A 20,798-nucleotide genomic window follows, 5' to 3' on the forward strand; every position below is an offset into this window, starting at 1 on the left:
GGGCGAGAGGCACAGCGCATGAGTCGCGTCACCGCGCGCCGCCGGATGCGCAGGATCACTCCCGGCGCGGACATCCACCGCCCGGACACCCTCGCCGTCGAGGAGCCGCTGGAAATCCGCGTCGGCGGGCAGTCGCTGACGGTCACCATGCGCACCCCCGGCAACGACATCGATCTGGTGCACGGATTCCTGCTGAGCGAAGGCATCATCGGCTCCGCCGAGGACATCGTGGCGGCGCGTTACTGCGCGGGCACCGACGACCAGGGCCGCAATACCTACAACGTCCTCGACGTCACCCTGCGGACCCCCGTCCCGGTGCGGACCCGTTCCTTCCTCACCACCGGAGCCTGCGGGCTGTGCGGCAAGACCGCTCTGGACGAGGTCCGCACCCGCACCCGGTTCACCCTGCCACCCGGCGGCCCCGCGGTGGACACCCGCGTCCTGGCCTCCATGCCGGACCGGTTGCGCGACCGTCAGTCCGTCTTCGACGCCACCGGCGGCCTGCACGCCGCGGGCCTGTTCACCCCCGGAGGCCGACCGCTGGCCGTGCGGGAGGACATCGGCAGACACAATGCCGTCGACAAGGCGATCGGCTGGGCGCTGCGCGAAACCCGCATTCCCGCCCACGATCTCGTGCTGATCGTCAGCGGGCGCGCATCGTTCGAACTGGTGCAGAAGGCTGTCATGGCCGGGATTCCGATGCTCGGCGCGGTCTCGGCGCCGAGCTCGCTGGCGGTCGACCTCGCCACCGAGGCCGGCCTCACCCTGGTCGGATTCCTCCGTGGCGACACCATGAACGTCTACAGCGCCCCCGATCGGATCACCAGCGATCCAGAACCCGGCTCCATGTTGGCCTGACTCACTATTGCCCGCGCCGGATGTCCGTTTTACCGTGACTGCACGGAGCCGAAACGGGTTCGGCGAGAACGGAGTGGCCGATGCGGATCTCGGTGGAGGGGAACTCCGAGGGCCTGCGGGTACGAATGCGGTTCCAGCAGCACCGCCGCCTGTTGCTCACGCGGATCGTGCTGGCCGTCCTGGCGGTGCAAGGAGCGATCATCGGGCTCTGGGCCACCCTCGCGCCGCAGTCCTGGTACATCAGTTTTCCGGGGTTCGGCATCCGGTGGGTGGCAGCCGACGGCCCGTACAACCACCATCTGGCGGCCGACGTCGGATCCTTCTTCCTGGCGCTGACCGCGGTGACGATCGCCGCTCTGGTGGTCGACCGGACCACGGCGGCCCGCCTCGCGGGCGTCGGCTGGCTGACCTTCGGTGTCCCCCATTTCCTGTACCACGTCCTGCACCGGCCCGCCGGACTCGGCGCGGCGAGCCTCACCGCCGGCTTGGTCGCGGCATTCCTGCTCGTGGCCGGTGGAGCGGTCTGCGTCTCCCTACCGCCACGCGGCGACCTGCCCCTGTCGGATCCGCAGCCGGTCACCCTGCGTTTCCCGCGCCGCCGTCCACGCGCCTCCGCCGACCAGCGAGCCCGGGACGCCCGTGGGAGATCACCACGGGCGTGATCCGGTGCCTCCGCGGATGACGCCGCGTGCGCCGAATTCCCCGCCCGTCAGTCCTTCAGCGCTTCGAGCAGTGCCGCGCGCTGGCGCGCGCCCAAACCACCGATGCGGCGGTCCTCGGGGATCTCCGCCTGGTCCATCAGCTTGGCGGCCTTCACCGGCCCGACACCGGGCAGTGCCTTGATCACCGCGGCCACCTTGGTCTTCTTGACCAGCTCGTCGGAGTCGGCCTTCTTCAGCAGGTCCGCGACCGAGACCTTGCCCGCCTTCACCTTGCCGATCAGTTCGGAGCGTGCCTTGCGGACCGCAGCCGCCTTGGCCAAGGCCTCGGTACGCTGCTCTGCGGTCATGGTAGGCAGTGCCATGTCTCCTCCGCTTCCACTCGTCACTCGAACGTCTGGTTGACCGGACCGAGTAAACAGCACGGCACCGGGTGCGCAAGCTCGACACACCGGGGCGCGAGCAGCGGAAATGGCGAGGAATCTCCCTGGTCCACGCCGTCGGAAGCGGTGCACGGCCGACCGTCGGCGGGCGAAAAGGACGAAACGAACTGCGGTAACGCGGGGCGCGCGATTCCCGACAGAATCAGCAGACATCCAACGCGGGTCATGGTTCAACGGCGAACCAGGGGGGATCAACGGCGATCCCCCGGAGCCCGGATCCGGTCGATCACTCCGGACGGCGCCCGATCCCGCGACGACAGAACGACAGCACGCCGCGCACAGCCGTGACAGCATGGCGGCATGGCGCCGAGCACTCCGCCGGGCACGCCCTCTTCCGCGGTTTTGTGGCTGTGGGCCGGGCAGGCGATCTATCGCGGGCCATCGCTGCGTCTGAACGCGCATTCGACCGCGGTCGACTGCCTCGCCGTAGGGGTGGACGCTCCGTTCACGCTCGAGACCGGCGGCGGTACGCACGTCCTGCGCAGCGCGCTGATTCCGCCGCGCCGGGTGCACCGGCTGGTCGCGGGCGGCGACCAGATGCTGTTCTGCTATCTGGATCCCGCCTCGCGCGGCGCCCGGGCATGCCGGGAGCGGATGACGCGGTGGCACAACGAATTCGGACTGGCTCACCGGGCGGAGGACGCACTGGCCGCCGCAGCGACGCAAACGCGGCCCGATCCGTGCGCGTTGGCCGGGCTCGCCGGAACGGCGCCGGGCCCCGCGCCGGACCACCGAGTGGCGGAGGCGATGGCGGCCCTGCTGGCCCATCCGGCAGGGGATATCCCCGCCGACCGTTTCGCCGCGGCCGCGCACCTGTCGGAGTCGCGCTTCCTGCACCTGTTCGCCGCACAGGCGGGGACCTCCTTCCGGCGGTACCGGCTCTGGGCCAGGATGCTCGGCGCCGCACGGGCGATAGCCGAGGGCGCGAACCTCACCGTGGCGTCGGCCCACGCGGGGTTCGCCAGCCCGTCCCACTTCAGCGATGCCTTTCGCACCCTGTTCGGGCTGTCGGCCACCACGCTGCTGGCCACCGGAGTCCGGATCGTCGTGCTGGACGAGGCGGAGGGGATCGAATCGGGCATGCGACCTTGCTAGGCTAAGAATTAGAACACGTTTCACTTCGGAGGAGACTCGATGGCCAAGCAGATCCGCGACGTGGTCGAGCAGTACGTCAAGCTGGTGGGTTCGGGCCCGACCGAGGACATCGTCGAGCTGTACGCGCCCGACGCGATCGTGGAGGACCCGGTCGGCACCCCACCCAAGCGGGGCCACGCCGCCATCCGCGAGTTCTACGAGGTGATCGCCGCACTGGATCGGGAGACCGAGCTGCGGCCCGAGGACGTCAGGATCGCGGGCAATCAGGCCGCGTTCCCGTTCACCATCGTCACCAAGGTCGGCGGACAGCGCTTCGTCCTGTCGCCGATCGACGTGATGGAGTTCGACGAGGAAGGCCGGATCACCGGGATGCGCGCCTACTGGAGCCAGGAGGACATGCGGGTCGAGCCCGAGTAACGCGCGCGGCGGCCGGGTGCGCCACGTCACATCGCGGCCCCATCACATTCCGGCGCGGTCTCTCGTCCGAGAAGTAGGAACCAGATCCGCTGATCGAAGGAGATCGACATGGGCGCCACCCGTATCGCCGCCGTCACCCCGCAGCAGGCCGGACCGACGACCAAGCTGCTCTACCGGCTGGCCAAGCGCCGCTTCCGGGAAGTGCCGGAGCCCTTCGCCGTCACCGCCAACCATCCGGGACTGCTGCGAGCCGGCGCTGTCCACGAGACCATGGTCGACAAGGCCAGCACCGCCCTGCCCGCCGTCATCCGCGAGATCGCGGTCTATCGCACGGCGTGGACCATCGGCTGTTCCTGGTGCGTCGACTTCGGCGCCATGCTCATGCGCCTGGGCGAACTGGACGTAGCACGGCTCGAGCACATCGCCGACTACGCTACCTCGCCGCTCTACTCCGAGGACGAGCGCGCCGCCATCGCCTACGCCGACGCGATGACGGCCACGCCGACCGCGGTCACCGACGAACAGGTCGCCGACCTGGAGCGACGCTTCGGTCGCGCCGGCGTCGTGGAGCTCAGCTACCACATCGCACTGGAAAACTCACGCGCGCGGTTCAATTCGGCGCTCGGGATCACCGCGCAGGGCTTCAGCACCGATTCGTGCCGGGTGCCCTGGGCGTGAAAACGGCCGTGGCGCTGTGGAAGGCCGGGCCGGACCTGGCCTTTCAGCGCCGCCTCCACTCCGGACTGTCGCTACGGCCCGAAATGCACTAAGAATAGGAGGTGTTGACGTCGCCTGGCCGTATCGCGGTCGGCGAACTGCCGTGGCGAATTTCGCCGCTCGGCGGGCCGTGCCGGCGTCTTCGGATTCTCGAGTTCCCCTCCGCTCAACCGTTTGGAGCCGCATGCTCGACGAACAGACCTCGGACGACGACGTCGCGCGGCTGGCGAGACGAGTCGAGAAGGCTCGCGGCCGTCTCGCCTACCAGTTCGACCCGGCACTGACCGGCGCGCTGTCGGAGGAGGAACTGTTCGCGGAACGCGAACTGGCCGAACGCATCCGGACCCAGGATCGCGACCAGCGCTGGAAGCAGGCCGAGGCGTCCGCTTCTGCCTCCGACCGGGCGCGGCACACCGCGGAGGCGATCGAGAAGGCCGAGATCAGGGACCTGCTGCTGGCGCGCAAGGCCATCGCCGCGCAGCGCCGCGCGTCCAGCCCGCATGCCAGGCTGGCGTCGCTGTACCGGCACCGCTCCTGGTCGCTCGGCGCGCTGGCGGGCGTGGTGGCCGCCGGGATGCTGTGGTCGGCGGTCAACGTCCAGCACAACATCGCGCCGGGCGGACCCACCGATCCGCTGTACTGGTTCAGCTACCTGCTCGAAGCGATGATCAGCGTGTCACTGATCATCATCATGATCGGCACGAACAAGGTCACCGAATGGGGCGTGCTGGACAACCGCAGCCAAGTGGCGGCCGCCGAGATCGCCTTGCTCGCGCTCACCGTGGGATTGAACACCTACCCGTACGTGAGTGCCGGGCGATGGTTCGACGCCGCCGTGCACGGGGTCGCCCCGGTGATGATCGGCGTCGCGCTGCTCATCCACGACGCCGCCAGCGCGCGATACGGACGTGCCATCAGCTACGCCACCGAGCAGGTGCGGAGTCTGCCCGACCCGACCGGGCACGACCCCTTGCCGGACCGCTCCTCAGAGGACATCCGCACCGGTGCGGACACCGGCCTTTCCCTGGATCTGCACGCCCCGATGGTGCAGGGCGCGCACAGCTAGACATCGCTCGGTAACGCAGCAGAGTCCTGCCACGTCGCGGGACCGCCTCCGTCGGCTCGAGCCGCCGCGTGCAGGGCAGTGGGAAGCGGTGGACTCTTTTATCTACGGGTATCGCCGCTCGACGGCGTCCTTGGCCTCTTTGAGCCCGCACCCCGTCAACTCGCGATACCGCTTGATCGCGTGAATCTTCTTGCCCTGCCTCAGGAGTGCGTCGACCTCGACCATGCCGTCGCCCCGCGGGACGTGCGGCACCGCAGGCGGCCGTGCGACCGCAGAAGCCTCGACAGCAGGGGCCTCGATGCCCAACTGGGCCATGATCAAATCGAGCTTGACGTGCAACGCGTCGACCTTGCGCTCCAAGCGCCGGTTGGCGAACATGATCCGATCGTAACGACCGGTCCCGCGCGTCACGCCACGTCCAGGACGGCATCGGCGAGGCTCGTCCTGGTCTCGAAGCGCCCGAGATCATCCACCAGCTGCAGCAGCCGGTCCACGCACCGCGTGCCGGTCACCAGGCGCAGCCTGCGCCCGGTCTGCGTCAGCACGGACTGCGCGTCGACCAGGACATACAGCCCGGCGACGCCGAAGAACGTCACTTTGGACAGATCGAGGACCACCAGGGGCGCGGCCGTCCCCAACGAGCCGATCACTCTGCGGCGGAACACCTCGACGGTGTAGTGGTCGACCTCGCCCGCCAGCGCGCATAGCATGACCTGGTCGCTTGGGGCGGTGACGGAGATCCTGAGCCGCTCGGCAGGGTGATCGGCATTGCGAGCAGCGTTGAGAACATACGTAGGGTTGGCCAAGCCTGCCGACATGAGGACCTCGGTCCTGTCGCCCGCAGCGAATCTTCGGACGATTGCTTGCGGGTACCGATGCGCTCCGGCCCGTAAGGCCGCCGGAACTAGGCTGTTTGCTCAACCCTCACGAACGAGTACCCGCGAGGAGTGGCCGCCACACCCGTATTACGCCGACTTCTCGCGGCGCTCCGAACGCTGCGGCTTGCGCGGCACGATGGTGGGCAACACGTTGTCGTTGACCGTGTCCGCGTTCACGACCACCTTCGCGACGTCGTCGCGGCTGGGGATGTCGTACATCGCGGGCTGCAGGACCTCTTCCATGATCGCCCGCAGGCCGCGCGCGCCGGTACCGCGCAGAATCGCCTGGTCGGCGACGGCCTCCAGCGCGTCGTCGGTGAACTCGAGATCGACCCCATCCATCTCGAACAACCGGACGTACTGCTTGACCAGCGCGTTCTTCGGCTCGGACAGGATCTTGACCAGCGACTCCTTGTCCAGGTTCGTCACCGAGGCCACGACGGGCAGGCGGCCGATGAACTCGGGGATGAGGCCGAACTTGATCAGGTCCTCGGGCATGACCTCCGCGAAGTGATCGGTCGTGTCGATCTCGGCCTTGGACCGCACCTCGGCGCCGAAGCCGATGCCGCGGTGGCCGGTGCGGTCGGAGATGATCTTCTCCAGGCCCGCGAAGGCGCCCGCCACGATGAACAGCACATTCGTGGTGTCGATCTGGATGAACTCCTGGTGCGGATGCTTGCGGCCGCCCTGCGGCGGCACGCTCGCCTGGGTGCCCTCCAGGATCTTCAGCAGCGCCTGCTGCACGCCCTCACCGGACACGTCGCGGGTGATCGACGGGTTCTCGCTCTTGCGGGCGATCTTGTCGACTTCATCGATGTAGATGATGCCGGTCTCGGCGCGCTTGACGTCGTAGTCGGCGGCCTGGATCAGCTTCAGCAGGATGTTCTCGACATCCTCGCCGACGTATCCGGCCTCGGTCAGCGCGGTGGCGTCCGCGATGGCGAACGGAACGTTCAGCATCTTCGCCAACGTCTGGGCCAGGTAGGTCTTGCCGCAGCCCGTGGGACCCAGCATCAGGATGTTGGACTTGGCCAGTTCGACGGTCTCGCCGCGGCTGTCGCGACCCTTGTCACCGGCCTGAATGCGCTTGTAATGGTTGTAGACGGCCACCGCGAGAGTGCGTTTGGCGGTGTCCTGGCCGATGACGTAGTTCTCCAGGAAGTCCCGGATCTCGGCCGGCTTGGGCAGCTCGTCGAGCTTGACCTCGCTGGACTCGGCGAGTTCCTCCTCGATGATCTCGTTGCAGAGATCGATGCACTCGTCGCAGATGTACACCCCTGGTCCCGCAATGAGCTTCTTGACCTGCTTCTGGCTCTTTCCGCAGAACGAGCACTTCAGCAGATCGCCGCCATCTCCGATGCGCGCCATCTCGTGGGTCCCTACTTCCTTGTCCGCGTGCAACCGTCCGTCCAGGTTGCCAGCTGTCCACCACTTTCGCAGCCGCAAACGCATCGGCTGATTCGTGGCCGGTGGGCAGTGCTGTCAACCGGGAGCAAAGGTCCCTAGGTCGACCGTACCCGGTGTTCGGGATGGAGGTCGACAACTCGCGCATGTTTCTCGCGCGGGTTGTGCGAGTCGTCACGACGCCGAAAGACGAAGCGCCCGTCGGATCGGACAATCGACACCTCCGGACCGCCCAGCGCGCCACGCCGGGGTTCGAACACATTCTCGAACCCACGGCGGCGGGTAAGCGGTCCGGCCGGGCGGCATGCCCCATCGCATACTTCCCGGCCGGAATTCCCTGTCATAGAGCGAATTCGAGCGAATCGCCGCCGGGATCGGCAATTCGCACCACCGTCCCGGCCCGGCCGGAACGACGAACGGCGCCTTATTTCTGCGCGCTCAGCTTGCGGTAGTCGAACACCGTGTCGATGATCCCGTACTCCTTGGCCTCCTCGGCCGTCAGGATCTTGTCACGGTCGGTGTCCTTGCGGATGGTGTCGGCGTCCTTGCCGGTGTGCCGCGCGAGGGTGGTCTCCATCAGGCGACGCATGCGCTCGATCTCGGCGGCCTGGATCTCCAGGTCCGACACCTGACCCTGGATGCCGCCCTCCAGCGACGGCTGGTGGATCAGCACGCGGGCGTTGGGCAGGCAGGCGCGCTTGCCGGGAGTGCCCGCGGCCAGCAGCACGGCCGCGGCCGAGGCCGCCTGGCCCAGGCAGACCGTGGCGACGTCGGCGCGCACGTACTGCATGGTGTCGTAGATGGCCATCAGCGAGGTGAACGAGCCACCCGGCGAGTTGATGTACATGGTGATGTCGCGGTCGGGGTCCAGCGACTCCAGCACCAGCAGCTGCGCCATGATGTCGTTCGCCGAGGCGTCGTCCACCTGCACGCCGAGGAAGATGATGCGCTCCTCGAACAGCTTGTTGTACGGGTTGGACTCCTTGACGCCGAAGCTCGAGTGCTCGATGAACGACGGCAGGATGTAGCGCGCCTGCGGGCTCTGCGGTGCGATGCCGGACAGGCCGGCGCGCGGGTCGATCGAATTGGCCATCTGAGTCTCCAAAGTCGGTGCGGCGGCCGGACGTTCGAGGTGTCCGGGGGCCTGTGGGGTGATCCGGTGCGTTACTTCTTGGCGCCGTTGGCCTGATTCGCGTGGCTGATCACGTGGTCGATGAAGCCGTACTCCAGGGCTTCGGACGCGGTGAACCAGCGGTCGCGGTCGGCGTCGGCGGTGACCTGCTCGACCGACTTGCCGGTGTGCAGCGCCTGCAGCTCGTTCAGCTCGCGCTTGGTGTGCGCGAACTGCTCGGCCATGATCGCGATGTCGGCCGCCGAGCCGCCGATTCCCGCGGAGGGCTGGTGCATCATGATGCGCGCGTGCGGCAGCGCGTAACGCTTGCCCTTGGTGCCCGCGGTGAGCAGGAACTGCCCCATGGACGCGGCCAGGCCCATGCCGTAGGTGGCGATGTCGCACTCGGCGAACTGCATCGTGTCGTAGATGGCCATGCCCGCGGTCACCGAGCCGCCCGGCGAGTTGATGTAGAGCGAGATGTCCTTGGTGGGATCCTCCGCCGACAGCAGCAGGATCTGCGCGCACAGCTTGTTCGCGATGTCGTCGTCGACCTGCGTGCCCAGGAAGATGATGCGCTCACGCAGCAGGCGCTCGTACACCGAATCACTGAGGTTGAGACCAGCAGTCGCGGTTGTCATGACCCCTGCCTGGTTGATTGTCACGGATACCTGCCTTCTCTCGCCGGCTCGTTGCGGATTGCCACATAGCCATCACTGGTTGGATATGCCGCACCCGGTCGGACAGGGCTATCCAACTTGCCGTCACAAACATTAACGAAGCAGGGCGGCACCGAACTCCCGGTACCGCCCTTTCTTCGCTCACAGCGCAATCAGCGCACCTCGCGGGCGTCGATCACACCGACATTCCATGAAATTATTCGGCGTCCGCCGCGGCCGTCTCACCGGCCTGGTCCTCGTCCGCCGAATCGGCGGGCGCGCCGAACATTTCGGCGGTGTCCACCGGGTTGCCCGCGGAGTCGGTGACGGTCACCTGGCCGACCACGCCGGCCAGCGCCTTGCCCCGCCGCACGTCCGCGAACACCGCGCCGAGCTGGCCTGCCTGCTGCACCTGCTGGATGAACTGCTCCGGGGACAGGCCGTAGCGCTGCGACTGGAACAGGATCCGCTCGGTGAGCTCCTCCTGACCGACCTGGGTGCCCTCCGCCTCGGCGATCGCGTCCAGCAGCAGCTGGGTCTTGACCGACTTCTCGGCGGACTGCTTGGTGTCGGCGTCGAACTCCTCGCGGGTGCTGCCCTGCGCCTCGAGCGCCTCGGCGAACTTGGCCTCGTCGTGGTCGAAGCCGTGCACCGCGTCGTGGGTCACGGCGTCGATCTCGGCCTGCACCACGGCGTCGGGCAGCGGCACCTCGACCTGCTCGAGCAGGGCCTCCAGCACCTTGTCGCGGATCTCGCCCGCCTGCTGCACCTTCTTGACCCGCTCGACGCGGCTGCGCAAGTCGGCCTTCAGCTCCTCGAGCGTGTCGAATTCGCTGGCCAGCTGGGCGAACTCGTCGTCGGCCTCGGGCAGCTCACGCTCCTTGACGGTCTGCACCGTGACGGTGATGACCGCCTCCTTGCCCGCGTGCTCCCCCGCGACCAGCGTCGAGGTGAACTCCTTCGACTCCCCGGCCGACAAGCCGACCAGCGCCTCGTCCAGGCCCTCGATGAGCTGACCGGAGCCGACTTCGTGGGACAGGCCGGTCGTGGCGGCCTCGGCCACCTCCTGGCCGTCCACGGTCGCAGACAGGTCGATGGAGACGAAGTCGCCGTCGCGCACCGGACGCTCGACCCCGGTCAGGGTGCCGAAGCGCTGGCGCAGCGACTGCAACTGCTCCTCGATGTCCTCGTCGCCGACGGTGAACGCGTCGACGGTGACCGCGATGCTCGAGTAGTCCGGCAGGGTGATCTCCGGACGCACGTCGACCTCGGCGGTGAAGGCGAGCTCCTGGCCGTCCTCGATCTTGGTGATCTCGATCTCGGGCTGACCGATGACCTTCACCTCGGAAGTGGTGACGGCCTCGCTGTAGCGGCCGGGCAGCGCGTCGTTGACGACCTGCTCCAGGATCGCGCCACGGCCGAGGCGGGCCTCGAGCAGCTTCGCCGGCGCCTTACCGGGACGGAAGCCGGGGATGCGGACCTGCTTGGCCAGTGCCTTGTACGCGCGGTCGAAATCCGGCTTCAACTCCTCGAAGGGCACCTCGACGTTGATCCGGACCCGGGTCGGGCTCAGCTGCTCGACGGTGCTCTTCACGGACATGCTCCTTGTTCGTTGTTCGTACTGGTTGACGTTCTGTGTGCGGTGCCACGCCCGCGGCGCTCCGGGGTCGGGAACGACGGGCGAGGCGGCCCTACGCCGGCTGCCGCACACCCCCACCGGCGCCGATCCGAACCGGAGTCCCGGCCTCAGCCGAGACGACGAGGGGTGCGGCGTACGCCACGCATCCCGATCAGGTTAGTTGACCGGCCGAGCGGGCCTGCATCCGGCGGTGGCTCGACGGCCGCGCTACTTCCCCACCGAGACCGCGTCGGTGACGAAGACCAGCGTCTCGTACGGCGCGATCCCGCGCCCGCCCGCGCCGTAGCCCAGCTCCGGCGGCACGATCAGCAACCGCCGCGAGCCCTCCCGGACGCCGACGAGTCCCTGGTCCCAGCCGTCGATGACCTGGCCCGCGCCCAGGGTGAGCTGGAACGGCTTCCCGCGATCGAACGAGCTGTCCAGCGTCTTCTTGTCCGACCAGGTGACCAGCGCGTAGTTCATGGTCAGCGACTGCCCCGGCGCGGCGCCGGGCCCGCTGCCCTCCTTCAGGTCCTTGACGATCAGCTGCTTCGGCGGGTCGCAGGTGTCCGGAACGGTGATCTTCGGCGCGGCGCCGAACTCGCCGCTGACGGTGATGTCCTCGGCGGTGCACTCCCGGCCTCTGCTCTGCGTGGCAGGGCGCTGCGGGGAAGCCCCGGCCGCCGCGGAGGTCTTCGTCGGCGACGCGGTCGCGGGGGACGGCTCGTCGTCCGAGCCGCAAGCCGCCAGCGCGATGGTCGTCGCGGCGAGGGCGCCGATACCGAGGATCCTTCCGAGAATGTGCATGCCGCGGACCCTAGACCACGAACGGGCATCGGGCGGCGCGAGCTTCCCGCGACACGCACGGGCCGCCGCACCGAGCCCGCGGCGGCTAGGCTGACGATGAATTCTCCATCCGGCGTTGTCGATTCCGATCGGCGACCGTCGCAGGACCGGGATGGTGGTCCCTCGCGGCACCGCGGTCCCCGATGCCCCGAACGTGAGGAGAGTCGGCGCATGACCCACATGGCAAGTGCAGGTGGCGAAACTTCGGCGGACAACGTCGGCAGCACCGGCGGACGAACCGTCGCCCCGCGTCCCTACCGGCTGGCGGACGTGCCGGGCCCGTTGGCACGCGACGAACTGAACTCGATCGACGCGTGGTGGCGGGCGGCCAACTATCTCGCGGTCGGCCAGATCTATCTGATGGGCAATCCGCTGCTGCGTGAACCGCTGCGGGCGGAGCACGTCAAGCCGCGGCTGCTCGGGCACTTCGGCACGGTGCCCGGCTTGAATCTGGTCTGGGTGCACGCCAATCGCGCTATCCGGCAACGCGGCCTGAGCGCCGTCTTCGTCGCGGGCCCCGGGCACGGCGGTCCCGGCCCGAACGCGTGCGCCTGGCTGGAGGGCACCTACTCCGAGTGCTACAGCCACATCTCGCAGGACGCCGCGGGCATGGGCGCGCTGTTCCACCAGTTCTCCTTCCCCGGCGGGGTGCCGAGTCACTGCGCGCCGGAGACGCCCGGCTCCTTCCACGAGGGCGGTGAACTCGGGTATTCGCTGCTGCACGCGTTCGGCGCGGCCTTGGACAATCCCGATCTCACCGTGTTCTGCGTGGTCGGCGACGGCGAGGCGGAAACGGGACCGCTGGCGACGAGCTGGCATGCGAACAAGTTCCTCAATCCGGCGCGCGACGGCGCGGTGCTGCCGATCCTGGCGCTGAACGAGTACAAGATCGCCAATCCGACCATCCTGGCGCGCATCCCGGAATCGGAACTGCTGGCCCTGTTGCGCGGATACGGCTACGAGCCGATCGTCGTCGCGGGCGACGACCCGGCGGCGGTCCATCAGGCGATGGCCGCGGCGGTGGACACGAGTATGGAACGCATCGATCGAATCCAGCGCGCCGCACGCGACGGCGCCGATGGGGAGCGGCCCACCTGGCCGATGATCGTGTTGCGCACGCCGAAAGGCTGGACCTGCCCGCCGGTGGTGGACGGCGACCAGGTGGAGGGCACCTTCCGCGCGCACCAGGTCCCGTTGCCCGGCGCCCGCACCGATGCCGGCCACCGCGCGGTGCTGGAGCAGTGGCTGCGCTCCTACCGTCCGGAGGAACTATTCGACGACAACGGCAAGCCGGTGGGGGACCTGCTCGCCCAGGTGCCCGGCGGCGATCGGCGGATGAGCGCCAACCCGGTCGCCAACGGCGGTGCGCTGCTGCGCGACCTGCGCCTGCCGGATTGGCGGGAGTTCGGCGTCGAGGTGCCCGCTCCCGGCGCGACCGAACACGAGGCCACCCGGGTGCTCGGCGGCTGGCTCCGGGAGGTGACCGCACTCAATCCGGACAACTTCCTCACCTTCGCGCCCGACGAACTGGCCAGCAACCGGTTGCAGGACATCCTGGAGGTCACCGGCCGCGACTGGCAGGCCGAGATCGATCCCCGCGACCAGAAGCTCGACCGGGGCGGTCGCGTGATCGAGGTCTTGTCCGAACACATGTGCCAAGGGCTGCTGGAGGGCTATCTGCTGACCGGCAGGCACGGCGTGTTCACCTGTTACGAAGCGTTCATCCACATCGTCGACGCGATGTTCAACCAGCACGCCAAATGGCTCGATGCCAGCGCGGCGGTGTCGTGGCGGCGCCCGGTTCCCAGCCTCAACTACCTGCTGTCCTCGCACGTCTGGCGGCAGGATCACAACGGCTTCACCCACCAGGATCCCGGCTTCCTGGACGTGGTGCTGAACAAGAAGGCCTCGATCGTGCGGGTGTACCTACCGCCGGACGCCAACACCCTGCTGTCCACCTACGACCACTGCCTGCGGTCGCGGCACTACGTCAACGTGGTGGTCGCGGGCAAGCAGCCCCAGGCCGACTGGCTGTCGGTGTCCGAGGCCGCCGAGCACTGCGCGCGCGGCATCGGTATCTGGCCGTGGGCCGGCCACGGAGACGAGACCGGCACGACGCCGGACGTGGTGCTCGCGTGCGCGGGAGACGTGCCGACGCTGGAGACCCTCGCCGCCGCCGCGATCCTGCGTGAACGACTGCCCGATCTGCGCGTCCGGGTGATCAACGTGGTGGACCTGATGCGTTTGCAACATCCGGACGAGCATCCGCACGGCCTGTCCGACAGCGAGTTCGACACGCTGTTCACCCGGGACCGGCCGGTGATCTTCGCCTTCCACGGTTATCCGTGGCTGATCCACCGGCTGGCCTATCGGCGCACCAACCACGGCGAACTACACGTCCGCGGCTACAAGGAACGCGGTACGACGACCACGCCGTTCGACATGGTGATGCTCAACGACCTGGACCGGTACCACCTGGTGATGGACATGATCGATCGGGTGCCGAGCCTGCGCGAGCGGGCCGCGGGCCTGCGCCAGGAAATGGTCGACGCGCGGTGGACGGCTCGCGCGTGGACGAGGGAACACGGCGCGGACATCCCGGAGGTCGCCGACTGGAGGTGGCCGTACCAGCGCGCGTGAGGCGGCCGCTGTGGCGTCGCCCGTACGATCGACCGTATGGAAAGTGGCCCGCAGGTCGCCGAGATCACCGACAAGCGTCTGCTGCGCGGTGCGCGAACACGTGCCACCGTGCTGCGCCGGGCGGTCGACATCGCTTCACTGGACGGATTGGAAGGACTCAGCTTCGGCAGGCTCGCCACCGACACGGGGCTGAGCAAAGCGGGGATCCAGACCCTGTTCCGCACGAAGGAAGCACTGCAACTGGCCGCCGTCGACTATGCGCGCGACCGATTCGTGGAGGCGGTCGTCGAACCGGCCGGCTCCGCGCCGCGCGGCGTCGCCCGCCTGCGCGCCTTGGTGGACCACTGGATCGTCTACGCCGCGACGCCGCTGTTCGCGGGCGGCTGCTTCCGGGTCGCGACCATGGCCGAGCACGACAGCAAGCCGGGACCGGTTCGCGACGCCCTCATCCGCGATCAGCGGACGTGGGTGCGACTGCTGGCGCGCGAACTGCGCGTGGCGGCGTCCGCCGGTGAGATCGGGAATTTGGACGCCGATCTCACCGCGTTCCAGATCGATGCGGTGTTGTGCGCGACCAATATCGCACTGCGAATCGGCGATCCGGATGCCGCCGACCGTGCCCGCCACATCGTCGAGGGCTTCTTGCAACCGTCCTGAACACGCTTGATGCCTTCCGGGTATGACGCGCACCCAATTGTGAGCGCAGCCAGGGCATTCGGGAATCCCGGACAGAACGGGACGCCACCTTGTATCTTGCGGATAACGCGTTCGACGCGTTTCCGTAGCAACTCCCCCATCCGTCGCCGTTGCCGGAGGGCGCGCAGAAGGGCGGTTCCCATGAACCACACAGCCGGAGCGACCGGGATGGAAGTCCTAGGTGCGATCTTGATGGTGGCCTGGATGGTCGTCATGTGGGCGGCGGTCGGCGTGCTCGTCGTCGCGTTGCGCAAACCCCTGCGCCCATGGATGTTCCGCACCGCACTCGGCGTGATCGCGCTGGGCGTGGTCGCCCAGATCGGCCACTTCCAGGAGCATGTGGCACAGGTGGGCTACTGGATCCAGCATCCGAACTCCCCCGCCTGGATGACCCCGTGGGGCACCGGCCTGGCGAACGGATTCGGGCAGGTCGATCACATGAAGCCCGCGCTCGGGATGGAGATCCTGCACTTGGTCGGCAATTTCCACTTCCTCGCCGGACTGGTCGGCGTCGCCTTGGTGACCCATCACGCCTTGGAGAGCAAGGCGCGCAAATGGGGCCGCATGGGCGTGCTGATGCAAGGCATCCACGGCCTCGAGCACCTCGCGCTCACCCTGACGGTCGCGTTCGGCACCAAGGCGATCGGACTGTCGACCATATTCGGTCTACTGGATCCCGGGCCCGGCGCGGCGACCTACCGCATCTGGTGGCACTTCCTGGCCAACGTGATCGGCACGAGCATCTTCGCCGTCGCGCTGTACTACCTGTGGCGCGAGCGCGCGGTGATCGAAGCTCCGTTCCGCGACCCCGCCGCCGCGAAGCCGAGCCGGGTATCAGCGGCCAAGGATCCGGTGGCTCCGGCATACGCGGCGGTCACCGAAGCCTGATCGCGAGACCGATCCCGCACTTTCTCCGCGACGCACGACCGCGTCGAAAGACGTGCAGAGGCTTCCCCCCTCACCCGCCGCGGTTTCCACCGGACCGTAGCGGCATATTCAGCGAAAGGGCGTCCGCCAGACGGCGGGCGCCCTTTCGTATGCCCTGTCCGGACAACGCCGGGGCACGCCTGACATCAGAGGCAGTTGGCCTGCCGTCTGTCGGGGAGCCTCCACGGGTCATGTCGGCCACCACGCCGCACCACGCACAAGGGAGGCGTGCGTAAGTCGACGGACCACCAGCGAGTTCATCGCACAGCATCGAGTCGCGCCGACAAGTCATGCCGAGCCCTCGGAGCATCCCGCCGCCGGCGTCGACCGCGAGCGCCAACTGGTCGCAATCCGCAACGGCCACCAGCACTACCTGCATCACAGTCGCCGGGAATCGGTATCACTGCCGACTCTCGCATCGGTGTCGGCTGCGCCGATCGCGCACGCTCGCCTGCCCGCCCACTCGGGTTCAGCGCATTTCCTACAGCACGGCCACTGCTATGACGGGACATCGACGCTGGTGACAGCCGCAGACCGCGCAAACGCACGGAGCATTCTTCCCAATTATGGGAAAGTGCTCGACAAGACATCGACCCGTCGATTAATGTGACGTTATCCAACGGCACGATAGATAGGGACCCGCCGATCGGACCACACCGGACCGATCCCCGATCCCGAGGTGGCGAGATGAACGGACGCGAACGATGACCGGCATCACGCCGCACCAGCGACGGACACAGACCTGGCTCGTCCGCCCGCTGATCGTGAGCGCGATAGCGGCCACGCCGGAAACCCCGGCGCCGACCGAAGCGCTGGCCGGGCCCGACGCGACCGTCGCGGCACCGCGCCCCGCAGACCCGGGCCGCCACGGATACGACAGGCCGGGCTCTTCCCATCCCGACGACCGGGACCGAGCCGACCGGCACCGCCCCGCGGACGACACGTCCGCGACGGATGCCGCCCCGATCCCTTCCCCGCCCCCACCTCGCGCGGCAACCCCGACCATCGACGTTCGCCGCACCGCCGCCGCTCGAACCGTGCTGCCGCGCACGGCTCGAAATCCGAACGGAGACTTACGATGACCGCCACCACCCACTCCGCCGCACGGCGGCTGTTCGCCTGCGCCGCGATCGTCGGCATGCTCACCGCGGGCGCCGCGGGCATCGCGGGCGCCGAGTCGCACTCGGGCCCCTCGGACCCGCGCAACGGCACGGGCGACACCAACGGCTGGCACCACATCGACCCGATGGGTTACAACCACAGCGACAGTGATCCGCGCCGCGCGGACGAGCACGACGACGCCATCCGCGACTACCACCAGCGCCAGAGCCGCCCCGCACCGGCCGACACCCCCACGGGCGACACTTCCGTCAGCCCCAGCTGGTCGCGCGTCGGCCGCCCGGACGGCAGCGGCTACACGGTCTGCCGCCCGCAGGCCCGCTGGTGCCAGTGATCGCCGGACCGGCTCGCTCACTCGCACCCACTACCTTCCGTGACGTCCTTCGGGACTGACCATACCGCTGCTCAGCGGCACATTACTTGAAGTATCACCATCCCGGAAATCCACTCCGGCCGGGATAGCGCACGAAAGAGAAATGCACATGTTTAAGATCAACGGGCTTCGCCGGACGACCGCGTGTAACGACAAGCGCGGCGGTACGGCACGGACGCTCACCCTGCTGGCGGCGGCAGCGGTGGCGGCGGGCGGCCTGAGCCTCGGCGCGGGCACCGCCGAGGCTCAGGGCGCTGCCTGCCTCTGGGCCGGTGGCGCCTACGGCCAGGGCACCACGGTCGTCGCGGGCGGCTGGGCCTTCAGCTGCGGCACCGACGCGGTCGGCGCCCCCTACTGGCACCGCGGCCACGCCGTGCGGCAGGCGAGCACCGTTCCCAACCCGGGGGCCTACGCCCACCCCGCGGGCCTGTTCAGCCCCGGTGCCCGCCAGTACGGCACGGAATACAACGACTACTGCGTCGGAAGCCAGCTCATCGAGGGTTCCGAGGATGTCTACCAGGTGGTCTCGGACGGCCGCGGCTCCCTGTGGTGGAAGGCCGCCGGCTCCATCGACCAGTGGTCCTTCGACCCCGGCACCGGGCCGCAGCGGTCCTGGCGGTCGTCGAGCCTGTGCTACGACGGCTCCCTGACCTGACCCGACCCGACTCCCACACGCCCGTAACCGTCGCGACGGTTACGGGCGTGTTCGCGTTCGCACGGGCCGCCGTGCGGATTCCAGCCTGATCCGCTCCGCGAGGTGATCCGGGACGTGCCTGCCGATGTCGGCCCTGGTGGCCGCCATCAACTTCCGGCGCACGGACGCCACCTGGGCATCGACCGTCCGGATCGAACTACCCCGGCGCGCGGCGATGGCGCTGTTGGCCCAGCCGGCCGCGGCCAGCACGGCGACCTCCCGTTCCGCCGGCGTCAGCTCGTCCCAGCGCGGGGCCGCTGTCGGCTTGGCCTGCGGCCGCGGGCTGGGCAACTGGTCGACCGGCAGCCTGCCCAGCAGCAGCAACTGCAGTTCGTCGCGTTCGGGACGCAGGCGGGCGCCGCGCGCGACCGCCGCCTCGTGGGCCTGCTCGCCGATGACCGCGGTGACCGCCGCGACGGCGCGGGCGGTGCCGCGGGCCACCAGCGTCACCCGATCGGCGACGATGCCCATCGAACGGTGCAACGTCGCGATCCCGCCTTGCAGATGGGCGATCTCGGTGGCGGCGGCGATCGCTTCGGCGCTCCTGGTGTCGCCCGCCTCGATCCGGGCGGACAGGAGGTAGGTCAGCGCCATCATGATGAAATGCGCGACCCAGCCCGCCGTCCAGGTGTCCCCCGTGACCAGCAGACGTTCCAGGGTGGACTGCCCGAGCTTGACCGCCTCCCGTGGGTCGCGGTGCCGGGAGACCGCGATCATCCAGGCCAGTTCCGCCCAAGAAGTCGCCCAGCCCGCGTCGGAAGCGACGGCCCGGTCCAGGTGGTCCCGCGCGGCCGCGAGCGCGACATCCGCGTCACCGAGATTCGCGTAGGTGAGCGCCTCGAACAGTTCACTCCGCTGCTCTCCGGCCCGGTCGCCCAAGGCGGCGAACTTCTCGCGCGCCCTGGACAACACGTCGACCGCGCGCAGGTCGAGATGGATCAGCAGCAGTTCGAGGCCCCAGGTGAACTCCACCGCGGCGGGCAGGCCCGCATCGATCGCCGTCGTCTCCCGCCAACGGTGCCGCTGCTGCGGATCGAGGCACTCCGCGGCACATTCGTCCAGTAATTGCGCGGTGTAGGCGTGCCTGCCCTGCCAGATGGCGATCCAGCCGACCAGCGCGGTCGCGTTGATCCGCAGCCGGGTCGGCGGCGGATCGACCTGTGCGGTGACTTCCAGGGCCTGTTCGGTCAGGCTGGTGATGGCCCGGTTCGACCCGGTGATGAACGGCACGCGCAACGCCATCAGCGTCGCGGCGGTCTCCAGCCCGACCACGGCTTCCTCCGGGTCGGCGAGGCTGGTCTCGACGGCGATGAGGATGTTGTCCCAGGCCGCCCGCGCCCAGTCGATCCACTCCTGCTCCCTGGGGCCGTACCAGGTGGCCGGGCCTGCGGCGACACGATCGCGGTAGTGCCGCCGATGCCGGGCCAGCAGACGTGCCTCGTCCAAGTGGTCACCGCGCGTGGCCAGGCGGTCGCGCACGAACACCCGGACGCTCTCCAGCAGGTAATAGCGCACCGTGGCCGCGGTGAGATGGACCGAAAGCAACGACCGTTCGACCAGGCGCTCGAGCAGTCCCTCGATCCGCTCGGCGGGCAGCGCCGCGTCCGCGCACACCGCGACGATCGCGTCCACCTCGGCTCCGCCGCACTGCGTCTCGTCGTTCTCGGCATCGCAGCCGGTGGCGAACACCGACAAGCGGTCGAGCAGCAACTGCTCGGGCGCGGTGCACAGACCGTAGGACCAGGCGATCACGTCACGCACGCTGCGGTGCCGTTCGCCGACGCCGCCTCTGGCGCCGTGCGTCCACTGCAGGCGCCGATCGGCGGTGTCGCCGGACAACTCGCGCAGCACGATGGCCGGTGGCCGGTGCAGTAGCCGCGCCGCGGCCAGACGGATGAACAGCGGGTTGTTGTCGACGTGCCCGCAGATCCGGGTGGCGATGGCGAGTTGGCCGGGATCCTCGGGAATCGGCCGTCCGGTGCGCTCGGCTCGCCGCCGGAACAGTTCGAGGGCGTGCGCGCTGGACAGCGGCGGCACGGTCACCAGGTGCTCGTCGATCCAGCCGATCGGCTCCCGGCTGGTCGCGACGATGGTCAGGCCGGGCACCTCCTGCAGCAGGCCGACGACAAGCGGGCCCACCCCGTCCAGCACGTGTTCGCAGTTGTCCAACACGAGGAGGGTGCGGTCGGTGCCGTCGTCGGAGGCGCCGTCGGTGAAGACCTCCAGCAAGCCGTCCCAGGCGGAGCGGCCCGCGATGCCGTTCTTCGCGACGGACAAGAGCACTTCCTCGGCAACCGCCCCGGTCTCCGCGCCTGCCGCGAGCCGGGCCAGGCGCGTCCAGTACACCGTGTGCCGCGCCGCGCCGCGGTACCGCCGCACGGCTTCCACCGCCAGCGTCGTCTTGCCGATGCCGCCGGGCCCGACCATGGTGATCAGCCTGGCGTTCGACGAGTCCAGTAATGCGTGGATCCGCCGCAGTTCGGCCTGCCTGCCCACGAACTCACCGAGCGCGGCGGGGCCGTTGCCACCGCCGCCGTTCACCTCCGACATGCCGACGCACCTACCGATCCGGAAAACC

Annotated in this window: 20 protein-coding genes; 11 read left to right on the forward strand and 9 right to left on the reverse strand. The window is 68.9% G+C overall.

Going from position 1 to position 20,798, the window contains the following annotated elements:
- Positions 1-18 precede the first annotated feature (18 nt).
- Together fdhD and GVY64_RS23785 are read left to right on the forward strand one after the other, a co-directional pair.
- Positions 19-858, forward strand: a complete 840-nt coding sequence (gene fdhD / locus GVY64_RS23780) for a formate dehydrogenase accessory sulfurtransferase FdhD (protein WP_159845370.1) — start codon at positions 19-21, stop codon at positions 856-858.
- A gap of 80 nt (positions 859-938) precedes the next feature.
- Positions 939-1,520, forward strand: a complete 582-nt coding sequence (locus GVY64_RS23785) for a hypothetical protein (protein WP_159845374.1) — start codon at positions 939-941, stop codon at positions 1,518-1,520.
- 47 nt (positions 1,521-1,567) lie between these two features.
- On the opposite strand, the gene mihF is transcribed toward GVY64_RS23785, so the two are convergent.
- Positions 1,568-1,882, reverse strand: a complete 315-nt coding sequence (mihF, locus tag GVY64_RS23790; RefSeq protein ID WP_039796616.1) for an integration host factor, actinobacterial type — start codon at positions 1,880-1,882, stop codon at positions 1,568-1,570.
- A gap of 378 nt (positions 1,883-2,260) precedes the next feature.
- Here mihF and GVY64_RS23795 point away from each other — a divergent pair, with 378 nt between their 5' ends.
- The 4 genes from GVY64_RS23795 to GVY64_RS23810 all read left to right on the forward strand — a co-directional run bounded on the left by GVY64_RS23795 (position 2,261) and on the right by GVY64_RS23810 (position 5,255).
- The gene (locus GVY64_RS23795) at positions 2,261-3,055 is read left to right on the forward strand and encodes an AraC family transcriptional regulator (RefSeq protein ID WP_236567104.1); all 795 of its coding nucleotides are present in this window, start codon (positions 2,261-2,263) and stop codon (positions 3,053-3,055) included.
- Positions 3,056-3,094: 39 nt separating this feature from the next.
- Entirely contained in the window at positions 3,095-3,472 is a 378-nt protein-coding gene (locus GVY64_RS23800; RefSeq protein WP_063022636.1) for a nuclear transport factor 2 family protein, read from the forward strand.
- Positions 3,473-3,580: 108 nt separating this feature from the next.
- Positions 3,581-4,150, forward strand: coding sequence for a carboxymuconolactone decarboxylase family protein (locus GVY64_RS23805; protein ID WP_159845377.1), 570 nt, complete (start codon positions 3,581-3,583; stop codon positions 4,148-4,150).
- Positions 4,151-4,373: 223 nt separating this feature from the next.
- Complete coding sequence (locus GVY64_RS23810) at positions 4,374-5,255, forward strand: hypothetical protein (RefSeq protein ID WP_236567106.1); 882 nt, start codon at positions 4,374-4,376, stop codon at positions 5,253-5,255.
- A 102-nt stretch (positions 5,256-5,357) separates the two neighbouring features.
- On the opposite strand, the gene GVY64_RS23815 is transcribed toward GVY64_RS23810, so the two are convergent.
- From GVY64_RS23815 to GVY64_RS23845, 7 genes are all read right to left on the reverse strand, one after another.
- A complete protein-coding gene (locus GVY64_RS23815) occupies positions 5,358-5,633 on the reverse strand; it encodes a ribosomal protein L7/L12 (RefSeq protein ID WP_159845381.1) in 276 nt (91 codons plus the stop codon).
- A gap of 29 nt (positions 5,634-5,662) precedes the next feature.
- The gene (locus GVY64_RS23820) at positions 5,663-6,073 is read right to left on the reverse strand and encodes an STAS domain-containing protein (protein WP_159845383.1); all 411 of its coding nucleotides are present in this window, start codon (positions 6,071-6,073) and stop codon (positions 5,663-5,665) included.
- 147 nt (positions 6,074-6,220) lie between these two features.
- Positions 6,221-7,501 (reverse strand): ATP-dependent Clp protease ATP-binding subunit ClpX, encoded by a 1,281-nt coding sequence (clpX, locus tag GVY64_RS23825; protein ID WP_159845470.1) that lies wholly within the window; start codon positions 7,499-7,501, stop codon positions 6,221-6,223.
- A gap of 460 nt (positions 7,502-7,961) precedes the next feature.
- On the reverse strand, positions 7,962-8,630 hold the full coding sequence (locus GVY64_RS23830) for an ATP-dependent Clp protease proteolytic subunit (RefSeq protein WP_043721507.1): 669 nt from the start codon (positions 8,628-8,630) through the stop codon (positions 7,962-7,964).
- Between the two features lie 71 nt (positions 8,631-8,701).
- The gene (locus tag GVY64_RS23835; RefSeq protein ID WP_039796608.1) at positions 8,702-9,289 is read right to left on the reverse strand and encodes an ATP-dependent Clp protease proteolytic subunit; all 588 of its coding nucleotides are present in this window, start codon (positions 9,287-9,289) and stop codon (positions 8,702-8,704) included.
- Between the two features lie 235 nt (positions 9,290-9,524).
- On the reverse strand, positions 9,525-10,901 hold the full coding sequence (tig, locus tag GVY64_RS23840) for a trigger factor (RefSeq protein WP_159845385.1): 1,377 nt from the start codon (positions 10,899-10,901) through the stop codon (positions 9,525-9,527).
- Positions 10,902-11,153: 252 nt separating this feature from the next.
- Positions 11,154-11,732 carry an FKBP-type peptidyl-prolyl cis-trans isomerase gene (locus GVY64_RS23845; RefSeq protein ID WP_159845387.1) on the reverse strand — a complete coding sequence of 193 codons (579 nt, stop codon included), beginning with the start codon at positions 11,730-11,732 and terminating at the stop codon, positions 11,154-11,156.
- A 210-nt stretch (positions 11,733-11,942) separates the two neighbouring features.
- Here GVY64_RS23845 and GVY64_RS23850 point away from each other — a divergent pair, with 210 nt between their 5' ends.
- The 5 genes from GVY64_RS23850 (at position 11,943) to GVY64_RS23870 (ending at position 18,181) form a co-directional block, all read left to right on the forward strand.
- On the forward strand, positions 11,943-14,411 hold the full coding sequence (locus GVY64_RS23850; RefSeq protein ID WP_159845389.1) for a phosphoketolase family protein: 2,469 nt from the start codon (positions 11,943-11,945) through the stop codon (positions 14,409-14,411).
- Positions 14,412-14,447: 36 nt separating this feature from the next.
- A complete protein-coding gene (locus tag GVY64_RS23855) occupies positions 14,448-15,068 on the forward strand; it encodes a TetR/AcrR family transcriptional regulator (protein WP_159845392.1) in 621 nt (206 codons plus the stop codon).
- Between the two features lie 180 nt (positions 15,069-15,248).
- A complete protein-coding gene (locus GVY64_RS23860; protein ID WP_159845393.1) occupies positions 15,249-15,995 on the forward strand; it encodes a DUF6008 family protein in 747 nt (248 codons plus the stop codon).
- Positions 15,996-17,112: 1,117 nt separating this feature from the next.
- Positions 17,113-17,487, forward strand: coding sequence for a hypothetical protein (locus GVY64_RS23865; protein WP_159845394.1), 375 nt, complete (start codon positions 17,113-17,115; stop codon positions 17,485-17,487).
- A 148-nt stretch (positions 17,488-17,635) separates the two neighbouring features.
- A complete protein-coding gene (locus GVY64_RS23870; RefSeq protein ID WP_159845395.1) occupies positions 17,636-18,181 on the forward strand; it encodes a hypothetical protein in 546 nt (181 codons plus the stop codon).
- Between the two features lie 39 nt (positions 18,182-18,220).
- On the opposite strand, the gene GVY64_RS23875 is transcribed toward GVY64_RS23870, so the two are convergent.
- Positions 18,221-20,770, reverse strand: coding sequence for an ATP-binding protein (locus GVY64_RS23875; RefSeq protein WP_159845396.1), 2,550 nt, complete (start codon positions 20,768-20,770; stop codon positions 18,221-18,223).
- Positions 20,771-20,798: the final 28 nt, after the last annotated feature.

Origin of the sequence: Nocardia sp. CY41, assembly GCF_009829325.1 — a bacterium.
Taxonomy (GTDB): domain Bacteria; phylum Actinomycetota; class Actinomycetes; order Mycobacteriales; family Mycobacteriaceae; genus Nocardia.

Excerpts from the sequence above, each read along its gene's own strand:
- fdhD (WP_159845370.1), top strand. The coding sequence starts at position 19 with ATGAGTCGCGTCACCGCGCGCCGCCGGATGCGCAGGATCACTCCCGGC.
- GVY64_RS23785 (WP_159845374.1), top strand. The coding sequence starts at position 939 with ATGCGGATCTCGGTGGAGGGGAACTCCGAGGGCCTGCGGGTACGAATG.
- mihF (WP_039796616.1), bottom strand. The coding sequence starts at position 1,882 with ATGGCACTGCCTACCATGACCGCAGAGCAGCGTACCGAGGCCTTGGCC.
- GVY64_RS23795 (WP_236567104.1), top strand. The coding sequence starts at position 2,261 with ATGGCGCCGAGCACTCCGCCGGGCACGCCCTCTTCCGCGGTTTTGTGG.
- GVY64_RS23800 (WP_063022636.1), top strand. The coding sequence starts at position 3,095 with ATGGCCAAGCAGATCCGCGACGTGGTCGAGCAGTACGTCAAGCTGGTG.
- GVY64_RS23805 (WP_159845377.1), top strand. The coding sequence starts at position 3,581 with ATGGGCGCCACCCGTATCGCCGCCGTCACCCCGCAGCAGGCCGGACCG.
- GVY64_RS23810 (WP_236567106.1), top strand. The coding sequence starts at position 4,374 with ATGCTCGACGAACAGACCTCGGACGACGACGTCGCGCGGCTGGCGAGA.
- GVY64_RS23815 (WP_159845381.1), bottom strand. The coding sequence starts at position 5,633 with ATGTTCGCCAACCGGCGCTTGGAGCGCAAGGTCGACGCGTTGCACGTC.
- GVY64_RS23820 (WP_159845383.1), bottom strand. The coding sequence starts at position 6,073 with ATGTCGGCAGGCTTGGCCAACCCTACGTATGTTCTCAACGCTGCTCGC.
- clpX (WP_159845470.1), bottom strand. The coding sequence starts at position 7,501 with ATGGCGCGCATCGGAGATGGCGGCGATCTGCTGAAGTGCTCGTTCTGC.
- GVY64_RS23830 (WP_043721507.1), bottom strand. The coding sequence starts at position 8,630 with ATGGCCAATTCGATCGACCCGCGCGCCGGCCTGTCCGGCATCGCACCG.
- GVY64_RS23835 (WP_039796608.1), bottom strand. The coding sequence starts at position 9,289 with ATGACAACCGCGACTGCTGGTCTCAACCTCAGTGATTCGGTGTACGAG.
- GVY64_RS23845 (WP_159845387.1), bottom strand. The coding sequence starts at position 11,732 with ATGCACATTCTCGGAAGGATCCTCGGTATCGGCGCCCTCGCCGCGACG.
- GVY64_RS23850 (WP_159845389.1), top strand. The coding sequence starts at position 11,943 with ATGACCCACATGGCAAGTGCAGGTGGCGAAACTTCGGCGGACAACGTC.
- GVY64_RS23855 (WP_159845392.1), top strand. The coding sequence starts at position 14,448 with ATGGAAAGTGGCCCGCAGGTCGCCGAGATCACCGACAAGCGTCTGCTG.
- GVY64_RS23860 (WP_159845393.1), top strand. The coding sequence starts at position 15,249 with ATGAACCACACAGCCGGAGCGACCGGGATGGAAGTCCTAGGTGCGATC.
- GVY64_RS23865 (WP_159845394.1), top strand. The coding sequence starts at position 17,113 with ATGACCGCCACCACCCACTCCGCCGCACGGCGGCTGTTCGCCTGCGCC.
- GVY64_RS23870 (WP_159845395.1), top strand. The coding sequence starts at position 17,636 with ATGTTTAAGATCAACGGGCTTCGCCGGACGACCGCGTGTAACGACAAG.
- GVY64_RS23875 (WP_159845396.1), bottom strand. The coding sequence starts at position 20,770 with ATGTCGGAGGTGAACGGCGGCGGTGGCAACGGCCCCGCCGCGCTCGGT.